General features: G+C 67.1%; 1 protein-coding gene. It reads right to left on the bottom strand.

The window, feature by feature from the left end:
* Window positions 1-10: 10 nt before the first annotated feature.
* Window positions 11-20,851, bottom strand: coding sequence for a type I polyketide synthase (locus tag B9C43_RS00880; RefSeq protein ID WP_160096224.1), 20,841 nt, complete (start codon window positions 20,849-20,851; stop codon window positions 11-13).
* Window positions 20,852-20,873 lie beyond the last annotated feature (22 nt).

Genomic DNA, 20,873 nt, shown 5'->3' with positions numbered 1-20,873 from the left:
CCTCGGCAGGTCAGGAGATCTGCAGGTCGTTGTCGATGAGATCGAAGATCTGGTCCGCCGTGGCGTCCTGGATCCGCTGGGACATCCCGTTTTCGGCAGGCGCGGCCTCCTCGAACCGGGCCAGCAGTGCCCGCAGCCGGGCGGCGACCTCGCCGCCTGTGCCGTTGTCCGGGACGAAACCGGCCATCGCGGTCTCGAGCCGGTCCAGTTCACCGAGTACGCCCGCGGCGGCCGTCTCGCTCTGGCTCGGCGCGAGCTCGCCACGCAGGAACTCGGCCAGTGCCTGGGGCGTGGCGTGGTCGAAGACCAGCGTCGGCGCGAGCCTGCTGCCGGTGATCCGGCTGAGCCGGTTGCGCAGTTCGACGCCGGTCAGCGAGTCGAACCCGAGCTCGCGGAAGGCCCGTTCGGGTGTCACGTCCGCGGCCGACGGGAAGCCAAGCACGGCCGCCGCCTCGGCGCGGACCACGTCGAGCAGGATCCGTGCCTGCTCGGCTTCGGTCTGCCCGGTCAGTTGCTTGATCAGACGCGGCTCGCTGCTGTCCGGCGCGTCCCCCGCCACCCGGCGCGTCTGCGCGGTACCGGTGAACGCCCGCAGGACGTGTGCGACCTCGTCCGGCCGTTGCCGCCGCAGCCCTGCGAGGTCCAGCCGCATCGGCACCAGCAGCGGCTCGCCCACTGCGAGCGCCGCGTCGAACAGGGCCATGCCCTCCTCGGTCGTCAGCCCACCGACCCCGTCCCGGCCGAGCCTGGCCAGGTCGGCCTCGTCGAGGTGCGCGGTCATACCGCCGAGCTGCGCCCACAGACCCCATGCCAGCGAGACCGCGGGTAGCCCTGCCGTCCGCCGACGATGGGCCAACGCGTCGAGGAACACGTTCGCGGCCGCGTAACCTGCCTGCCCGGCACCGCCGAAGATCCCGGCGGCGCCGGAGTAGAGCACGAACAGCGACAAGTCCTTGTCCCGCGTGAGTTCGTCGAGGTGCATGGCACCGTCGACTTTGGACCGCAGGACTGCACTGACGCGCTCGGCGGTCAGGTTGCCGACCAGACCGTCGTCGAGCGTTCCCGCCGTGTGCACGACTCCGGTCAGCGCGTCGCCGATCTCAGCCAGCAGCTTGGCCACCGCTGCCCGCTCGGCCACGTCACACTGGACGATCCGGACCTGCGCGCCCAGTTCGGTAAGCTCACGCTCCAGATCACCCGCGCTGGCCGGCCCGCTCCGGCTGGCCAGCACCAGGTCCCGGACTCCGTGCGCGGTCACGAGGTGCTTCGCGGCTGCCGCACCGAGGTTCCCGGTACCACCAGTGATCAATACCGTGCCCACGCGGCCTTCGCGTGGCACCGTGAGCACGACCTTGCCGATGTGCTTGGCCTGGGAGATGAACCGGAACGCGTCCTTGGCCTGCCGGACGTCCCATGCCCTTGTCGGCAGCGGGTGCAGGACACCGGCCGCGAACAGGGCCATCACCTCGTGCAGGATTTCGCCCATTCGCTCGGCGCCCGCTTCGATCACGTCGAACGCGCGGTAGCGCACACCCGGGTGTTCGGCGGCGACCTGGTCGGCGTCGCGGATGTCGCTTTTGCCCATCTCGACGAACCGTCCGCCACGTGGCAACAGCCGCAGTGAGGCGTCGACGAACTCACGGGCAAGCGAGTCCAGCACAACGTCCACGCCGCGGCCAGCCGTGGCGTCGGTGATCTTCTGCTCGAACTCGAGATCCCGCGAGGAAGCCAGATGTGTCTGCGCCACGCCGAGGTCCCGCACTGCCTGCCACTTGCCGGGGCTCGCGGTCGCGAAGACCTCGGCACCCCAATGCTTCGCCAGCTGCACGGCGGCCATGCCCACGCCACCCGCGGCCGCGTGGATCAGCACGGACTCACCGCTGCGCAGATCAGCGAGGTCACGCAGGGCGTAGTACGCGGTCAGGAACACCACCGGGACCGACGCGCCGTCCACAAAGGACCACCCATCGGGGAGCTTGACCAGCAGCCTGCTGTCGGCGACCGCGACCGGGCCGACACCACCGGCGAAGATCCCCAGCACCCGGTCGCCCGGCGCCAGGCCGGTCACGCCCCGGCCGACCTCACGGACGATGCCCGCGCCTTCGTTGCCGAGCATGACCTCGTCGGGATACATGCCAAGGGCGATCAGGACGTCACGGAAGTTGACGCCCGCGGCCCGTACTTCCACCCGCACTTCCAGGTCGCCCAGCGGCGCTTCGGCATCGGGGAACGGCAGCAGGGCGAGGTTGTCCAGCGTGCCCTTGGATGTGACGTCCAAGTGCCAGGTCTGCGCCGGCGGGGTGAGGGCGACGGAGTTGTCCACTCGTCCCAGCCTGGGTGCGTGGACAGTGCCGTTGCGGATGGCGAGTTGTGGCTCGTCGGTGGCCAACGCCTTGGCCAGCACGTCTTGTGACGCCTGCGTGCCGTCGGTGTCGAGGAGCACGAACCGGCCGGGGTTCTCCGACTGCGCGGACCGGACCAGTCCCCAGACAGGCGAGGAAGCCAAGTCGGGGACGTCTTCGCCTGATCCGGCCGCGATCGCTCCTGTGGTGAGGAACACGAGCCTCGAGCCGGCGTTTCCTTCGTCCTTCAGCCAGTCCTGGACCGCGTCCAACGCTTTGTGGACGGTCCGATGTGGATCGTCCTCGACCGCTGTCCACGGCAGCACGACTGTGTCGTCCGCCGCGTTGTCCGGCAGCGGCAGCGTGATCCACTGCATCCGGAACAGGTTCTGGCTGTTGGACAACGACGCCGCGGCCGCCGCCGGGCGCAGCGCCAGCGAGTCCACGACCGCGACGGGGTCACCGTTGGCGTCGGTCGCCAGCACCGAGACGCTCTCGTTGCTGTGCTTGGTCAGCTTGACTCGCAGCACCTTCGCACCCGTGGCCAGCAGGGAGACCCCGCTCCAGGAGAACGGCAGGTACGCGCCGCCCTCGCCGAACGACGCCACTCCCAGGGCGTGCAGGCCCGCGTCGAGCAGTGCCGGGTGCAGCCCGAACCGGTTGGCCTGGCTGTGCTCGGCGTGCGGCAACTCGACCTCGGCGAAGATCTCCTCGTCCCGCGTCCACACCGCGCGAAGGCCTTGGAACACCGGGCCGTAGACCAGCCCAGCGGACTCGAACCCTTCGTACAGACCGGTGATGTCCACCGCGTCCGCTCCGGCCGGTGGCCAGTCTCGCAGGTTCTCGGCGGGATCCGGTACGGGTTCGGGTGTCACCACCGCGGTGGCGTGCCGAGTCCATGGCAGGTCATGGTTCTCACGGGCATAGATGTTCAGTTCACGAGCACCGGTCTGGTCGGCGGCGTCCACCACGATCTGCACTTGCTGCGGCAGAACCAGCGGCGCCTCGATGGTCAGCTCCGCGAGGCTCGGGCAGCCCGCCCGGTCACCGGCCTGCAGTGCCAGCTCCACCAACGCGGTGCCCGGGGCCACTGTCCGGTCCATGACCACGTGGTCAGCCAGCCACGGCTGAGCCGCGACGGACAAGCGGGTGGTGAGCACCAACTGCTCTCCCCCAGCCAGATCCAGTGCCGCGCCCAGCAGCGGGTGGTCGGCTGCGCCAAGCCCCGCGCCCGCGAGGTCGCCGACCATGGATCCGCCGCGGGGCCAGAACCGCTGCCGCTGGAACGGATACGTCGGCAGATCCGGCGGGACGGTTCCGGCGTTTGCCGTGATCTGCTGCCAATCCACTGTGGCGCCAGCGCAGAACGCCTCGGCGGCCGAGAGCATCAACCGGCGCAGGTCGCCTTCGTCGCGCCGCAAGGTACCCACTGCGGAGTCGTCCACGGTGTCCTGGATGGCCATGGTCAGCACAGGGTGCGCACTGACTTCGACGAAGAGCTGACGTCCCTCGCCGGCCAGGTGCTCGACCGCCGCGGCGAACTGCACGGTCTGCCTGAGGTTGCGGTACCAGTACTCGCCGGTCAGCGCGGTGGTGTCCAGCCAGGCCGAGTCCACAGTGGAGTAGAACGGGATCTTGCCCGGCTGAGGCCGTACCGGCGCCAGGACTCGGGCCAGTTCCGTCTCGATTCGTTCGACGTGTGCGGAGTGTGACGCGTAGTCCACCGCCACCATCCGGGCTCGGATTCCGTCGGCCTCACACGCGGCCATCACCTCGGCCAACGCCTCCGGGTCACCGGACAGAACGATGGCGTTGGGGCCGTTGACCGCCGCGATCGAGACCCGGTCGTTGAGCCGTCCAGTCACCTCGTCCAGCGGTGCCGCGACCGAGAGCATCCCACCGGCACCCGCCAGCCCGGCCGCGATGGCCTGGCTGCGCAACGCCACGACTCGGGCGCCGTCGCTCAGGCTCAGTCCGCCAGCGACGACCGCGGCCGCGATTTCACCCTGCGAATGCCCCACAACCGCGCCAGGAGTCACACCCAGGGACTCCCATGCCGCGGCCAGCGACACCATCACTGCCCACAGCACAGGCTGTACCACGTCAACCCTGGACAGCGCGGCCTCATCGTTGAGGACGTCCAGCAGCGACCATTCTGTGAAGGGCGCCAACGCGACCGCGCACTCGGCCATTCGCTCCGCGAACACCGGGCTCTCGTCCAGCAACTGGGCCGCCATGCCCACCCACTGGGAACCCTGGCCGGGGAACACGAACACTACTCGATCCACAGTGGACGAAACGCCCTGTGCGCCGAATGCCGGGATCTGTCCTTCGGCGACCGCTGCCATGAGTGCGGCCGGGTCGTCACCCACGACCACCGCCCGGTGCTCGAACACCGGGCGCGCAGCCAATCCCACGGCAACGTCACCTGCGTCGCCATCGAACTCGGCGACCTGGGCGGCCAGCGCCCGCAGCGCGGTCTCGGACTTCGCCGAGATCACCCACGGAACCACGGCAAGCGGGGAAATCTCGGCCGCGACAGCTTCGGGGGCCTGCTCCACGATGATGTGCGCGTTGGTTCCGCTCATGCCGAAGGACGAGACCCCGGCGCGCCGCGGGTGGCCGTTCTGCTTCCAGTCCTGTGCCTCGGTGAGCAGTTCGACCGTGCCCGACGACCAGTCCACGTGCGACGAAGGCGAGTCGACGTGCAGAGTCTTGGGCAGCATGCCGTTGCGCATGGCCATGACCATCTTGATGATGCCGGCGACACCAGCGGCGGCCTGTGTGTGACCGATGTTCGACTTCACCGAACCGAGCCACAGCGGCCGGTCCCGGTCACGGCCGTACGTGGCCAGCAGTGCCTGCGCCTCGATCGGATCGCCGAGAGTGGTTCCCGTGCCGTGTGCTTCGATCGCGTCCACATCAGACGGCTGCAGCCGTGCGTTCGCCAGTGCCGCCCGGATCACCCGCTGCTGCGAGGGACCGTTTGGTGCGGTGAGGCCGTTGGATGCACCGTCCTGGTTGATGGCGCTGCCACGGACCACAGCGAGGATGTTGCGCCCGTTGCGCTGCGCGTCGGACAGCCGCTCCACCAGGAGCACGCCGACGCCCTCACCCCAGCCGGTGCCGTCTGCCGCTTCAGCAAACGCTTTGCAACGGCCGTCCATCGCGAGACCACGCTGGGCGCTGAAGTCGACGAACGCGCCCGGCGTGGACATCACTGTCACACCACCGGCCAACGCCATTTCGCATTCACCATTGCGCAGCGCCTGAACCGCCAAGTGCAGCGCCACCAACGAGGACGAACACGCGGTGTCCACAGTGACTGCTGGGCCTTCGAGGCCGAACGTGTACGCGATCCGGCCGGACACCACACTGGCCGAGACTCCGGTGCCCAGGTGCCCGTCACCGATGTCCGCCGAGGCAAGCAGCACCGACAGGTAGTCCTGCCCGTTCGAGCCGACGAACACGCCAGTTCGGCTGCCCCGCGCCGCGACCGGGTCGATCCCGGCGCGTTCGAACGCCTCCCACGACGTCTCCAGCAGCAGACGTTGCTGCGGATCCATCGCCACTGCCTCACGCGGCGAGATCCCGAAGAAGGTCGGATCGAACTCGCCAACGTTGTAGAGGAACGCACCGTCGCGGGTGTAGCTCGTCCCGGGCTGGCCGGGCTCAGGGTGGTACAACTCGTCCAGATCCCAGCCGCGGTCGTCGGGGAACGGCCCTACCGCGTCCTCGCCCTCAGCGAGCAGGTTCCACAGCTGCTCGGGAGTTTCGACACCGCCGGGGAACCGGCAGGCCATCCCCACGATCGCGATCGGCTCATCACTGGCAACCGCGGCGGTCACCGCGACCGCGGCGGTTGCCTCGGTGTCCAGGAGTTCAGCCCTGAGGTGATCAGCGAGGACCTTCGGGGTCGGGTAGTCGAACACCAGAGTCGCGGGCAACTCCAAGCCAGTCAACGGAACCAACCGGTTACGAAGCTCAACCGCAGTCAGAGAGTCAAAACCCAACTCACGGAACGCACGATCCGGCTCGACTGCTTCGGGCCCGGCGTAACCGAGGACGACCGCGGCTTCGGTCCGGACCAGATCCACCAGGTGCCTCTGCCTGGCGGCGGGGTCCAGACCGGCCAGCTTCTCCTTCAACTCCGAGGAACCATCGCTCGTCGGCTGCTCTTCAGCGACCGCGCCGGGGATCTCGGCCAGCAACGGGCTCGGCCGCCGCGCCGTGAACACCGACGCGAAGCGCGGCCAGTCCACGTCGACGACGGTGATTGTGGTGTCCCGCTGTGCCTGTCCCAAGGCGACCAAAGCCCGCTCTGGCGACAACGCGACCAAACCACGGCGCGCAAGGTGTTCCCCTGCCTCACCGGTGGCCATACCGCTGCCCGCCCACGGCCCCCACGCGACCGAGGTGCCTGGCAGACCGTCAGCACGACGCTGCTCAATCAACGCGTCCAGGAAGGCGTTGCCTGCGGCATAAGCACTCTGGCCGCCACTCCCCCACGTCGCCGCAATCGACGAGAACACGATGAAGGCATCGAGATCCTGGGTCAGCTCGTGCAGATTCACCGCACCGGCGACCTTGCCGGACATCACCTCTTGGAACTCTTCGACCGAGCAGTCGAGCAGCGGTGTCGACTGAGCAAGGCCTGCCGCGTGCACGACAACCGACAGTTCCGGCAACCCAGCCACAAGCTCAGCGACCGCAGCCCGATCCGCGACGTCGCACGCCGCGACGGTGACCTCGACGTTCAGTGCACGCAGTTCGTCGATCGCCTCTGGCGAGGCGGCGCCACGGCGGCTGACCAGCACCAGGTGGCCAATGCCGCGCTCAGCCAGCCAACGGGCGACCTGGGTGCCCAGTGCACCCGTGCCTCCGGTGATCAGAGCAGTGCCTGAGAAGGACCACTGTTCGTCGGTCGCCGAGTGGCTCGCAGACATCAACCTTCGTGCGAACACACCATTCGGCCGGAGCGCGACCTGGTCCTCGGTGCCGTCAGCCAACACGCTGTGCACAACGTCCGCGTCGAACTTCTCGGGCAGGTCGATCAGACCGCCCCACACGTCCGGGTGCTCCAACGCAGCCACCCGGCCAAGACCCCACACCTGAGCCTGCTCAGGCGCGGACACCCGACCGACAGACACCGCACCACGAGTCACTGCCCACACCTTGGTACCAGCGTCCACAGCGGCCTGAACCACAACCAGCGTGCCGACGGCGTCCAAACAGGACAGCACACCGTCGAACTCGCGCAGGATCCCAGCCAGCTCCGCGCGGTCGGCCCGCTCGACAACCAGCACTTCACCCAGCGTCGCGAGCGACTCGTCATGCTCGTGCGTCAGCACCAGCCAACGTCCCGTGGCAGCAGCCTTCGGAAGGGCAACCGGAACCCATGAGACCGAATAACGCCAGCCTTGGGCTGCCGAGGATTCCTGACGACGCTGCCTCCAAGCCGACAACGAAGGCAGTAGTTCGCTCAGCGACTGCTCGTCGTGCCCCAGTTCCGTGGCAAGCGAACGCGCGTCGGCCCGCTCGACGATCTCCCAGAACTCCTGGTCGATCACATCGCCCTGAACAGCCGCTGACCCGCCTACCTCCAGCCAGTACCGCTCACGCTGGAACGCATACGTCGGCAGATCAACCCGAGCACCCTGCACCAACGCGGTCCAATCGACAGCGACACCACGGGTGTACAACGCGGCCAACGCACCGATCGCAGCACGAACCTCCGGCCGGTCGGCCCGCAGGACCGGCACGAACAGCCCTTCGGACACGCAGCCCTGTGCCATCGCAGCCAGCACACCGTCCGGGCCGAGCTCAACGAAGGCCGTCACGCCTTGCGCGGCAAGGGTGTTCACGCCATCGGCGAACCGCACTGCCCTGCGCACGTGGGAAACCCAGTACTCCGGCGAAGTCAACTCAGTGGCCAGTTCGCCGGTCACGTTCGACACGACCGGAATCGCAGGCTGGTTGAACGTCAAGCCTCGGAGCACCTCGGCGAACTGCCCCAGCATCGGCTCCATCAACGGCGAATGGAACGCGTGACTGACCGCCAGACGCTTGGTCTTACGACCCTGCGCCGAGAACTGCTCAGCCACCGCAAGAACCGCGGACTCAACACCGGAGATCACCACCGAGTTCGGGCCGTTGATCGCGGCGATCCCGAACTCGTCCGTCGTCTCAATCTCATCCTCAGTCGCCTCGATCGCGACCATCGCTCCACCCTCAGGCAGGGCCTGCATCAAGCGACCACGCGCCGCAACCAGCTTGCACGCGTCTTCAAGCGACAGCACTCCGGCGACATGGGCCGCGGAGATCTCGCCGATCGAGTGGCCCATCAAGTAGTCAGGGCGCACACCCCAGGATTCCAGCAACCGGAACAGGGCAACTTCGATAGCGAAGAGCCCTGCCTGGGCGAATTCCGTCTGGTTCAACGAGTCCGGCTCGCCGTCAATGACCTCACGCAAACGCGGATGCAACAACTCACACGCGGCATCGAAAGCCTCAGCGAACACGGGGAATTCACCGTACAGCTCACGGCCCATCCCGACCCGCTGCGCGCCTTGGCCCGTGAACAGGAATGCCGTCTTGCCACGGACCACAGAACCCGTGACCACATCGGCGGACGAGCGTCCTTCTGCCAACGCCTCCAGGGCGCTCGCGCGATCGTCACCCAAGACAACTGCGCGGTGCTCCAACGCGGCCCGGGTGGTCGCCAACGAGAACGCGATGTCACCCGGATTTCCATCGGCAAGGCCTCGAAGGGCCGCAGCCTGTGCTCGGAGGGCCTGAGCCGACTTGCCGGAGAGCACCCACGGGACCACAGAAGGCACCTTCGAGACGGCTTCGAACTCCTGCTCGGGAGCCTGCTCGATGATCGTGTGCGCGTTCGTCCCGCTGATGCCGAACGACGACACCGCCGCGCGCCGCGGGTGACCGTTCTCCAGCCATGGCTGTGCGTCAGTCAGCAGTTCAACCGCGCCGGACGACCAGTCCACATGCGACGAAGGCTTGTCCACGTGCAAAGTCTTGGGCAGCATGCCGTGCCGCAACGCCATGACCACCTTGATGATGCCCGCGACACCAGCGGCAGCCTGAGTGTGACCGATGTTCGACTTCACCGAACCCAGCCACAACGGACGATCCCGATCCTGCCCGTAGGTCGCCAGCAACGCCTGGGCCTCAATCGGGTCACCCAGCGCCGTACCGGTGCCGTGCGCCTCCACAGCGTCCACATCAGACGGTGATAGGCCGGCACTGGCCAGAGCGGCTCGGATCACCCGCTGCTGCGAAGGACCGTTCGGGGCCGTGAGCCCGTTCGACGCACCGTCCTGGTTGATGGCACTGCCACGGACCAGCGCGAGCACCTTGTGTCCCTTGCGGCGAGCGTCTGACAGCCGCTCCAACAGGAGCATGCCCGCGCCCTCACCCCAACCGGTGCCGTCCGCGCTGTCCGAGAACGCCTTGCACCGGCCGTCCGCAGACAAACCGCCCTGTGCACTGAACTCGATGAAAGCACCCGGCGCGGACATGACCGTCACACCACCGGCCAACGCCATCTCGCACTCACCGTTGCGCAACGCGTGCGTCGCCCAGTGCAGCGCCACGAGCGAGGAGGAACAGGCCGTGTCCACAGTGACCGCCGGGCCTTCCAAGCCGAACGTGTAGGCCACACGGCCGGACGCCACGCTCGGGGTCGTGCCGGTCATCAGGTGTCCTTGCAGCCCGTCGGGCATCTGGGACACGCCCACGGCGTAGCCCTGCGTGGCGGTGCCGACGAAGACACCGGTCTGGCTGCCCTTCACCGACAACGGGTCGATCCCGGCCCGCTCAAAGGCCTCCCACGACGTCTCCAACAACAACCGCTGCTGCGGATCCATCGCCAACGCCTCACGCGGCGAGATCCCGAAGAACCCAGGGTCGAACTCCGGCGCGTTGTAGAGGAAACCGCCTTCTCGTGCGGAGCTGACGTCGATGTCCCAGCCGCGGTCGGTCGGGAACCCGGCGATGGCGTCCCGGCCGGACTCGATCAGCTGCCAGAACTCCTCTGGCGAGGTCACGCCGCCCGGGTAACGGCAGCCGATGCCGACGATCGCGATCGGCTCGTCCGTCACGCCACGAGCGACATCGGTGACGACGGCGACTGCCTGCTCGTCGACCAGTTCGCCGCGCACGTAGTCGGCCAGGGCCAGCGGAGTCGGATAGTCGAAGACCAGAGTTGCCGGGAGTTTCAGCCCGGTCGGCGCGTTGAGGCGGTTGCGCAACTCGACCGCGGTCAGTGAGTCGAAGCCCAGCTCACGGAACGACCGATCCGGCTCAACCAGGTCGACGTCGTGATACCCGAGTACCAAGGCCGCCTGCTCGCGGATGATCCCCGTCAACAGCTCGATCTGCTGGTCAGCGGACAGCCCAGCCAGACGCTGAGCCAGTGACCCCGTCGAGTCAGCACCACCCGCCGCGGCAGCCCGCCGCGACACCCGCACGAGCGACCGCAACAGCGGCGGCACGTCCTCAGCCCGAGCCTGACCGGAACCCAGCTCCAGCACCACCGGCACCAACACGGCATCGGCCCGGGAACGCGCGCTGTCGAACAATGCCAAGCCCTGCTCGGGACTCAACGCGTTGCTGCCAGACCTGGAGATCCGCTCGCGGTCCGCGTTGGCCATTCCGGCCGCCATGCCGCCGTCCTGCTGATCCCACAAACCCCACGCCAACGACAATCCAGGCAGACCCGCAGCCCGGCGGTGAGCTGCCAAGCCATCGAGGAACGCGTTCGCCGCGGAGTAGTTGGCCTGCCCCGGGTTACCGAAAATCCCCGAAGCCGACGAGAACACCACGAACTCAGCCAGGTCAAGATCACGAGTCAACTCATGCAGGTTCCACGCCGCTACAGCCTTGGGGTCCATCACCTTCTGGACCCGCTCGGCCGTCATCGACTCGACCACACCGTCATCCAGCACACCCGCCGTGTGCACAACCCCGGTCAACGAGTCAATGCCGGTGATGACCTCAGCCAACGCATCACGATCCGCTGCGTCACACGCCACCACGGACACGTCAGCACCGGACAATTCCTCGATCAGTTCCGGTGCGGCCACCCCTCGACGGCTCAACAGCACCAGGCGACGAACCCCTTGCTCCACCAAACGGCGAGCAACCAACCCACCCAAGCTGCCCGTCCCGCCGGTGATCAACACCGTGCCATCCGGATCCAACGTCCGCGGCATACCGAGCACGACCTTGCCCACATGCTTGGCCTGCGACATGAACCGGAAAGCATCCACCGCCTGCCGGACATCCCACACCCGCACCGGCAACGGCCTGATCGCGCCAGCCTCGAACAATTCGACGAGCTCGGTCCACATTTCCGCGATCCGGACCGGACCAGCCTCGATCAGGTCGAACGCGCGGTACCGCACACCTGTGTACTCGCCAGCAACCTGTTCTGGGTCACGGACATCGGTCTTGCCCATCTCGACAAAACGGCCGCCACGCGGCAACAACCGCAACGAAGCATCGACAAACTCGCCAGCCAATGCATCGAGCACAACGTCGACGCCCTGACCATCGGTCGCAGCCATGAACTTCTGCTCGAACCCGAGATCCCGCGACGACGCGAGATTCTCCTCGGCCAACCCGACCGCACCCCACTTGCCCGGACTCGCGGTACCAAACACCCGCATGCCCCAATGCTGAGCAAGCTGAACCGCCGCCATACCCACACCACCAGCAGCGGCATGCACCAGAACAGACTCACCCGACTGCACATCAGCCAGATCCCGCAAGGCGTAGAACGCCGTCAGGAAGACGACGGGAACGGTCGCCGCCTCGGCGAACGTCCATCCATCGGGAATGCGGGTCACCATGCGGGAGTCCGACACTGCGACCGGCCCGAATGACGCGGAGATCAGGCCCATCACCCGGTCGCCCGGCACCAGGCCAGTGACCTCCGGACCAACCTCCAGCACCACACCAGCGCCCTCGATGCCCATCAACCCAGCGTCACCCGGGTACATCCCCAAGGCATTGAGCACGTCACGGAAGTTCACACCCGCCGCACGAACCGCGATGCGGATCTCCAGCGGCCCCAACGGTTCCTCAGCGTCCGGGTATTCGATCAGCGACAGGTTCGACAGCGTCCCCTTGCCGACACTGTCCAGACGCCATGCGCCAGCCGGAGCAACCAACTGTCCCGAAGCACGCCCCAGCCGAGCAGCGAACGCCTCGCCACCACGGACGACAACCTGCGGCTCACCGGAACCGACAACCGCACCCAGCACCTCGGCCGAACGCAGATCGTCATCTACATCAACCACAACAACCCGGCCAGGGTGCTCAGCCTGAACCGTCCTCAGCAGACCCCAAACACCTGCGGCGGCCACATCCCGGACAACCTCACCGGGGTCGACAGCAACCGCACCACGAGTCACCACAACCAGGTGTGCGTCATCCGGGCTGGCAAGCCACTCCTGCACCGAAACCAGCATCGACGACACCACATCAACGGGACCGCCGGAAACACACTCCACCACCGTGTAGTCCGGGACATCCCCGTCCGGCAGCGCGATCGGCTCCCAGTTCAGCTGGAACAGGGCGTCCGGTGTGCTTCCCGCGGCGAGCTGGTCGCCGGAGATCGCTCGCATCACCAACGAGTCGACCACCGCGACCGGCTGGCCTTCCGCGTCGGCCACCACGACCGACACCGCGCCGTCGCCTGCTGGGGTCAGCCGTACCCGGACCGAGGAGGCACCGACGGCGAACAGCGACACGCCAGTCCAGGCGAACGGAACCAGCCCACCCTCGCTGTCCGTCTCCCTCAGCGCCAACGCGTGCAGGCCAGCGTCGAACAGGGCAGGGTGCAGCCCGAAGTGGGCCGCGTCGGCACGCATCTCGGCGGGCAGCTCGACCTCGGCGAAGACCTCCTCGCCGTGCGCCCACGCTGCTTTCAGGCCACGGAAACTCTCGCCGTAGCCGAAGCCGACCGCACTGAGCCCTTCGTAGAGCCCGGCCACCTCAAGACTCCGCGCACCCGCAGGCGGCCATTCGGTGAGTGCAGTCGCCGCGCTTTCCTTTGCCGCGAGAACACCGGACGCGTTCGTCGTCCAGTCCACGTCGGTGGCGGCGCGGGAGTGGATCGACACCTCGCGCCGCCCTTGGTCGTCGGCCATTCCGACGACCACCTGCAGTTGCACGCTGTCCGATTCGGGCAGAACCAGCGGCGCGTGCAATGCGAGCTCTTCGACGTAGCCGCAACCGACACGGTCGCCAGCGGCAACGGCCAGCTCGACCACAGCAGTGCCAGGAACCAGCACCCGGCCCATGATCATGTGGTCGGCCAGCCACGGGTGCGTCCGGACCGACAACCGGCCGGTGAGCACCACACCGTCGCTCGCGGCCAGTTCCACCGCCGCACCGAGCAACGGGTGGTTGGCCGCGCCGAGGCCTGCCGAGGTGACGTCCCCGGCGAGCATGCCGGACACCTTCGGCCAGTAGTACTCGCGCTGGAAGGCGTACGTCGGCAGGTCGACCCGCGGGCCGGGGCCGAAGAAGGCGTTCCAGTCCACCCGGATGCCACGGACGTGCAGCGCGGCCAACGCGGTGACAGCACTCTCGGGCTCCGGACGCTCGCCGCGCAGCATCGGCACGAACAGGGCGTCAGCCTCCGGCAGGCAGCCCTGCGCCATGGCAGTGAGCACTCCGTCCGGGCCCAGCTCGACGAACGCCGTCACACCCTGATCGGCCAGGGTCTGCACGCCGTCGGTGAACCGCACTGCCTGGCGCACATGGGAAACCCAGTACTCCGGCGACGCCAACTCAGTCGCCAACTCACCGGTCACATTGGACACGACCGGGATCCGCGGCTCGCTGAACTCCAAGCAGCGCAACGCCTCAGCGAACTCGGCGAGCATCGGCTCCATCAGCGGCGAGTGGAAGGCGTGGCTCACCTGCAACCGCTTCGTCTTACGCCCCTGAGCAGCGAACTTCTCAGCCACGGCGAGAACCGCGGACTCCACGCCCGAGATCACCACAGATCGTGGGCCGTTGATGGCTGCGATGCCCCACTCGCTGGTCGGCTCGAACTCGTCCTCGGTGGCCTCGACCGCCACCATCGCCCCACCAGCGGGCAACGCCTGCATCAGCCGACCACGCGCGGCGACCAGCTTGCACGCGTCAGCAAGAGAAAGCACACCGGCCACATGGGCGGCGGAGATCTCACCGATCGAGTGGCCCATCAGGAAGTCCGGGCGCACACCCCACGACTCCACCAACCGGAACAACGCCACCTCGACGGCGAACAAGGCCGCCTGAGTGAATGCCGTCTGGTCCAGCAACTCCGGTTCGCCGAGCACGACGTCCCGGATCGGCCGGTCGAGTTGCTGGTCGAAGTACGCGCAGGCCGCGTCGAATGCCTCGGCGAAGACCGGGAACTCGGCGTACAGCTCACGTCCCATGCCCAGCCGCTGGGCACCCTGTCCGGTGAACAGGAACGCGAGCTTGCCTGCGTTCACTGTGCCCTCGATGAGGTTCGGCGCCTGCCGTCCCTCAGCCAGAGCGGTGACTGCGCTGAGGAGGCTTTCCCGGTCGCCGCCGACAGCCACCGCTCGACGGTCCCACGTGCCGCGGGTGGTTGCCAGCGCTCGGGCAACGTCCGCGACCGACGTGTCATCCTGCTCGACAAAGGACTTGAGGCTCGCGGCCTGTCCGGTCAGCGCTGCCGAGGACTTCGCGGACAACACCCATGGCACAACCGATGGCGCCTGGGAAGACGTCTCGAGCTCCTGCGTCGGTGCCTGCTCGATGATCGTGTGGGCGTTCGTCCCGCTGATCCCGAACGACGAGATTCCCGCACGCCGCGGTCGGCCGTTGGGCTTCCAGTCCTGCGCTTCGGTCAGCAACTCAACCGCGCCGGACGACCAGTCCACATGCGACGAAGGTGCGTCAACGTGCAAAGTTTTGGGCAGTACGCCATTGTGCATGGCCATGACCATCTTGATGATGCCCGCGACACCAGCGGCGGCCTGGGTGTGACCGATGTTCGACTTCACCGAACCCAGCCACAACGGCCGGTCTCGGTCCTGGCCATAAGTGGCCAACAATGCCTGGGCCTCAATGGGGTCACCCAAAGCCGTACCAGTGCCGTGGGCCTCAACGGCATCCACATCGGACGCAGACAGTCCAGCGCTCGCCAGCGCGGCTCGGATTACCCGCTGCTGCGACGGACCATTCGGTGCCGTCAAACCATTCGACGCGCCATCCTGGTTCACCGCACTGCCACGCACCACGGCAAGAACCGGATGGCCCTTGCGCTGAGCGTCCGACAGCCGCTCCACGAGCAGCACGCCGACACCCTCACCCCAGCCGGTGCCGTCTGCCGCTTCAGCAAACGCTTTGCAACGGCCGTCCACCGCGAGGCCACGCTGAGCGCTGAAGTCGACGAACGCGCCTGGTGTGGCCATGACCGTCACACCACCGGCCAGGGCCATCTCGCATTCACCGTTGCGCAATGCCTGCACAGCAAGGTGAATCGCGACAAGGGAAGACGAGCAGGCGGTGTCGACCGTGACCGCCGGACCTTCCAGGCCCAAGGTGTACGCGATCCGGCCCGAGACCACACTGGCCGAGACTCCGGTGCCGAGGTGCCCGTCACCGATGTCCGCCGAAGCCAGCAGCACCGACAGGTAGTCCTGGCCGTTCGAACCAACGAAAACACCGGTCTGGCTGCCGCGCACACTCGCCGGGTCGATACCGGCGCGTTCGAACGCCTCCCACGACGTCTCCAGCAGCAGACGTTGCTGCGGATCCATCGCCACTGCCTCACGTGGCGAGATCCCGAAGAAGCCTGGGTCAAAGTGCCCGGCCAGATCAAGGAAGGCACCATCCTTGGTGTAGCTGGTGCCCAGGTGCTCCGGGTCCGGGTTGTAGAGCGACTCCAGGTCCCAGCCGCGATCCGCGGGGAACTCACCGACCGCATCCTTGCCCTCGGCGAGCAAACTCCACAGCTGTTCCGGAGTCTCGACACCGCCGGGGAACCGGCAGGCCATCCCCACGATCGCGATCGGCTCGTCATTCGCGACAGCGGTGGTCGTCCTGATCTCAGCGCTTGCTTCGCCGTCCAGGAGTTCAGCCTTGAGGTGATCGGCAAGGACCTTCGGATTCGGGTAGTCGAACACCAGAGTCGCGGGCAACTCCAAGCCGGTCAACGGAACCAACCGGTTACGAAGCTCAACCGCAGTCAACGAGTCGAAACCCAACTCACGGAACGCACGATCCGGCTCAACAGCCTCAGGCCCCGCATAACCAAGGACCACCGCGGCCTCGGCACGGACCAGATCCACCAGGAACTGCTGTTGACTGGCGGAGTCCAGCCCGGCCAACTCCGCCTTCAGGCCGGTGGAACTCTCAGTCTCCGGCGCCTGTTCCACCGCGCCAGGGATCTCGGTCAGCAGTGGGCTGGGCCGCACCGAAGTGAACACCGAGGCGAACCGTGGCCAGTCCACATTCGCGACGGTGACTGTGGTGTCCCGCTGTGCCTGTCCCAAGGCGACCAAAGCCCGCTCCGGCGACAACGCCACCAAACCACGGCGCGCAAGGTGCTCCCCAGCCTCGCCAGTAGCCATACCACTACCCGCCCACGGACCCCAAGCGACCGAAGTGCCTGGCAGACCGTCAGCACGACGCTGCTCAATCAACGCATCCAGGAACGCATTGCCAGCCGCGTACCCGCACTGACCACCACTCCCCCACGTCGCCGCAATCGACGAGAACACAATGAACGCATCGAGGTCCTGAGTCAGCTCATGCAGGTTCACCGCACCGGCGACCTTGCCCGCGACAACCTCCGCGAACTCCTCCGCCGAGCACTCCGCCAACGCCGTCGACTGAGCAACACCCGCCGCGTGCACAACCACCGACAACTCGGGCAGGCTCTCCACAAGCTCAGCGACCGCAGCCCGGTCAGCCACATCGCACGCGGCCAGTGTCACCTCCGCACCCAGCTCACGCAGTTCATCGGCCAAGTCAGACGCCCCGGGTGAGTCGACCCCACGACGGCTCACCAACACCAGATGACCGATGCCTCGGCCAGCCAGCCAACGGGCAACCTGCGAGCCCAAAGCACCTGTGCCACCAGTGATCAGTGCCGTGCCGGAGAACGACCACGGCTCCGAACCGGCTGTCTGCGCGGCAGGAACCAGCCGGCGGCCGAACACACCGCTCGACCGGACCGCGACCTGGTCCTCGGTGCCATCAGCGAGTACACCGTCGACCATGGCGAGCACTCGCGAGTCGACCTGGTTCGGCAGGTCGATCAGACCACCCCACACATCGGGGTGCTCCAGTGCCGCCACCCGGCCCAAACCCCACACCTGAGCCTGCTCAACAGCGCGTACGCGGTCCGAACGACCCACAGACACCGCGCCACGAGTCACCGCCCACACCTTGCGGTCAGCATCCACCGCGGCCTGAACCACAACCAACGTGCCGACGGCGTCCAAGCAGGACAGCACACCGTCGAAATCTCGCAGCCGCTCGGCCAACTCAGCCCGGTCGGGGCGCTCGACCACCACGACCTCGCCCAAGGCCGACAGCGACTCGTCCGGTTCGGGAACCAGAACCAGCCACCGCCCCGCGGCAGCGGCCTGCGGCACGGTCACCGGAGTCCACGACACCGAGTAGCGCCAGCCCTCAACCAGCGAGGACTCCTGGCGGCGACGACGCCAAGCCGACAGGGACGGCAGCAGTTCGCTCAACGACTGCTCATCCAGGCCCAACTCCGAGGCCAGGGAACGCGCGTCGGCCCGCTCGACGATCTCCCAGAACTTCTGGTCGATCACATCGCCCTGAACAGCCGCTGACCCGCCTACCTCCAGCCAGTACCGCTCGCGCTGGAAGGCATAGGTCGGCAAATCAACCCGGGCACCCTGCACCAACGCGGTCCAGTCGACCGACACACCACGGGTGTGCAACGCGGCCAACGCACCAATCGCAGCACGAACCTCAGGCCGATCACCGCGCAACACAGGCACGAACAGGCCCTCGGACACGCATCCCTGAGCCATCCCCGCCAACACACCATCCGGCCCCAGCTCGACGAACGCCGAAACACCCTGTGCCGACAGCGTCTTCACACCATCCGCGAACCGCACAGCCTGGCGAACATGCGAAACCCAATACTCCGGCGAAGCCAACTCAGTAGCCAGCCCACCAGTCACGTTCGACACGACCGGAATCTGTGGCTCACTGAACTCCAGTCCTCGTAGCACCTCAGCAAACTCGGCAAGCATCGGCTCCATCAACGGCGAATGGAACGCATGACTGACCTGCAAACGCTTCGTCTTCCGACCCCGCGCCGCAAACTGCTCAGCCACCCCAAGAACAACAGACTCAACACCCGAAATCACCACCGAATTCGGGCCATTGATCGCCGCGATCCCGAACTCATCCGTCGACTCGATCTCGTCCTCGGTCGCCTCAATGGCAACCATCGCTCCGCCGGAAGGCAGGGCCTGCATCAGACGGCCACGAGCCGACACGAGCTTGCACGCGTCCTCAAGGGACAAGACTCCAGCGACGTGAGCCGCAGAGATCTCACCGATCGAGTGGCCCATCAGGAAATCAGGCCGAACACCCCACGACTCCACCAACCGGAACAACGCCACCTCAACGGCAAACAACCCAGCCTGAGCGAACTCCGTCTGATTCAACAGCTCCCGCTCGCCGTCAACAACCTCACGCAACCGCGGATGCAACAACTCACACACAGCATCAAAAGCCTCAGCAAACACCGGGAACTCGGCATACAACTCACGCCCCATCCCCACCCGCTGAGCACCCTGACCCGTGAACAAGAACGCCAGTTTGCCTCGAGCGACAGATCCTGTGATCACGTCGGCAGAGGAACCACCCTCCGCCAACGCACCCAAAGCCTCGGACAGACTTTCGCGGCTGTCGCCCAGCACAACAGCGCGGTGGTCCAACGCAGCGCGCGTCGAAACCAGCGAGAACGCGACATCCTTGACGTCTGCCGAAGTGTCGACGACCGAGCGGAGTGCCGCTGCCTGCGCACGCAAAGCCGCAGCCGTCTTACCTGACAACACCCACGGCACAACCGAAGGAGCCGCCGAGGCAGTGTCCTGCTCCTGCGCAGGTGCCTGCTCGATGATCGTGTGCGCGTTCGTCCCGCTGATCCCGAACGACGACACCGCCGCACGCCAAGGTCGATCGACCTCAGGCCATTCGCGTGCCTCAGTCAGCAACTCCACCGCACCGGACGACCAGTCGATGTGCGAGGAAGGCTTGTCCACGTGCAGGGTCTTCGGCAACACGCCGTTGCGCATCGCCATGACCATCTTGATCACACCGGCCACACCAGCCGCCGCCTGCGTGTGACCGATGTTCGACTTCACCGACCCCAACAACAGCGGCCGCTCACGGTCCCGGCCATATGTCGCCAGCAGCGCCTGCGCCTCAATCGGGTCACCCAACGAGGTGCCAGTTCCGTGCGCCTCGACTGCGTCCACATCAGAGGGTGACAATCCGGCACTGTCCAACGCAGCCCGAATCACCCGTCGCTGCGACGGACCGTTCGGTGCCGTCAGCCCGTTCGACGCACCATCCTGGTTCACCGCACTGCCACGAACCACAGCCAGGATGCTGCGGCCCTTACGCCTAGCATCGGACAACCGCTCCAGCAACAGGATGCCGACGCCTTCGCCCCAGCCGGTGCCGTCCGCGCCGTCGGCGAACGCTTTGCAACGGCCGTCTCCTGCCAGGCCGCCCTGTGCGCTGAACTCCACAAACGTGCCGGGCCCAGCCATCACGGTGACGCCACCGGCGAACGCCATGTCGCATTCGCCCCGCCGGAGCGAGTGCGCAGCCAAGTGCAGCGCGACCAATGAGGATGAACACGCGGTGTCCACAGTGACCGCCGGACCTTCAAGCCCGAATGTATAAGCGATCCGACCCGACGCGACACTCGGCGTCGTGCCCGTCATCAAGTGGCCTTGCACGCCGTCGGGCGCGGCATCCACGCTGATTCCGTAGCCGTGTGCGGCCGCACCGACGAACACGCCCGTCTGGCTGCCCTTCACCGACAACGGGTCGATCCCCGCCCGCTCAAAAGCCTCCCACGACGTCTCCAACAACAACCGCTGCTGCGGATCCATCGCCAACGCCTCACGCGGCGAGATCCCGAAGAACCCAGGGTCGAACTCCGGTGCCTCGTAGAGGAAACCACCGCCGCCGGCACCCAGGTCGGCGCCGTCCGGGTCGGCCAGGTCCCAGCCGCGGTCGGTGGGGAACCCGGAGATGGCGTCCTGTTCGGACTCCAGCAGCCGCCACAGGTCCTCGGGCGACCGCACGCCGCCGGGGAAACGGCAGGCGATGCCGATGATCGCGATCGGCTCCTGCTGGCGTTCCTCGACCTCCCGCAGCTGGCGGTGCGCGTCGCGCAGGTCTGCGGTCGCACGCTTGAGGTAGTTGAGAAGCTTGTTCTCGTTGTCCATCAGAGTTCTTCCACCCTCGCGA

The organism is Kibdelosporangium aridum, from assembly GCF_900176515.1.
Classification (GTDB): Bacteria; Actinomycetota; Actinomycetes; order Mycobacteriales; family Pseudonocardiaceae; genus Kibdelosporangium; species Kibdelosporangium aridum.
This window is presented reverse-complemented; position numbering and strand designations above follow the sequence as displayed.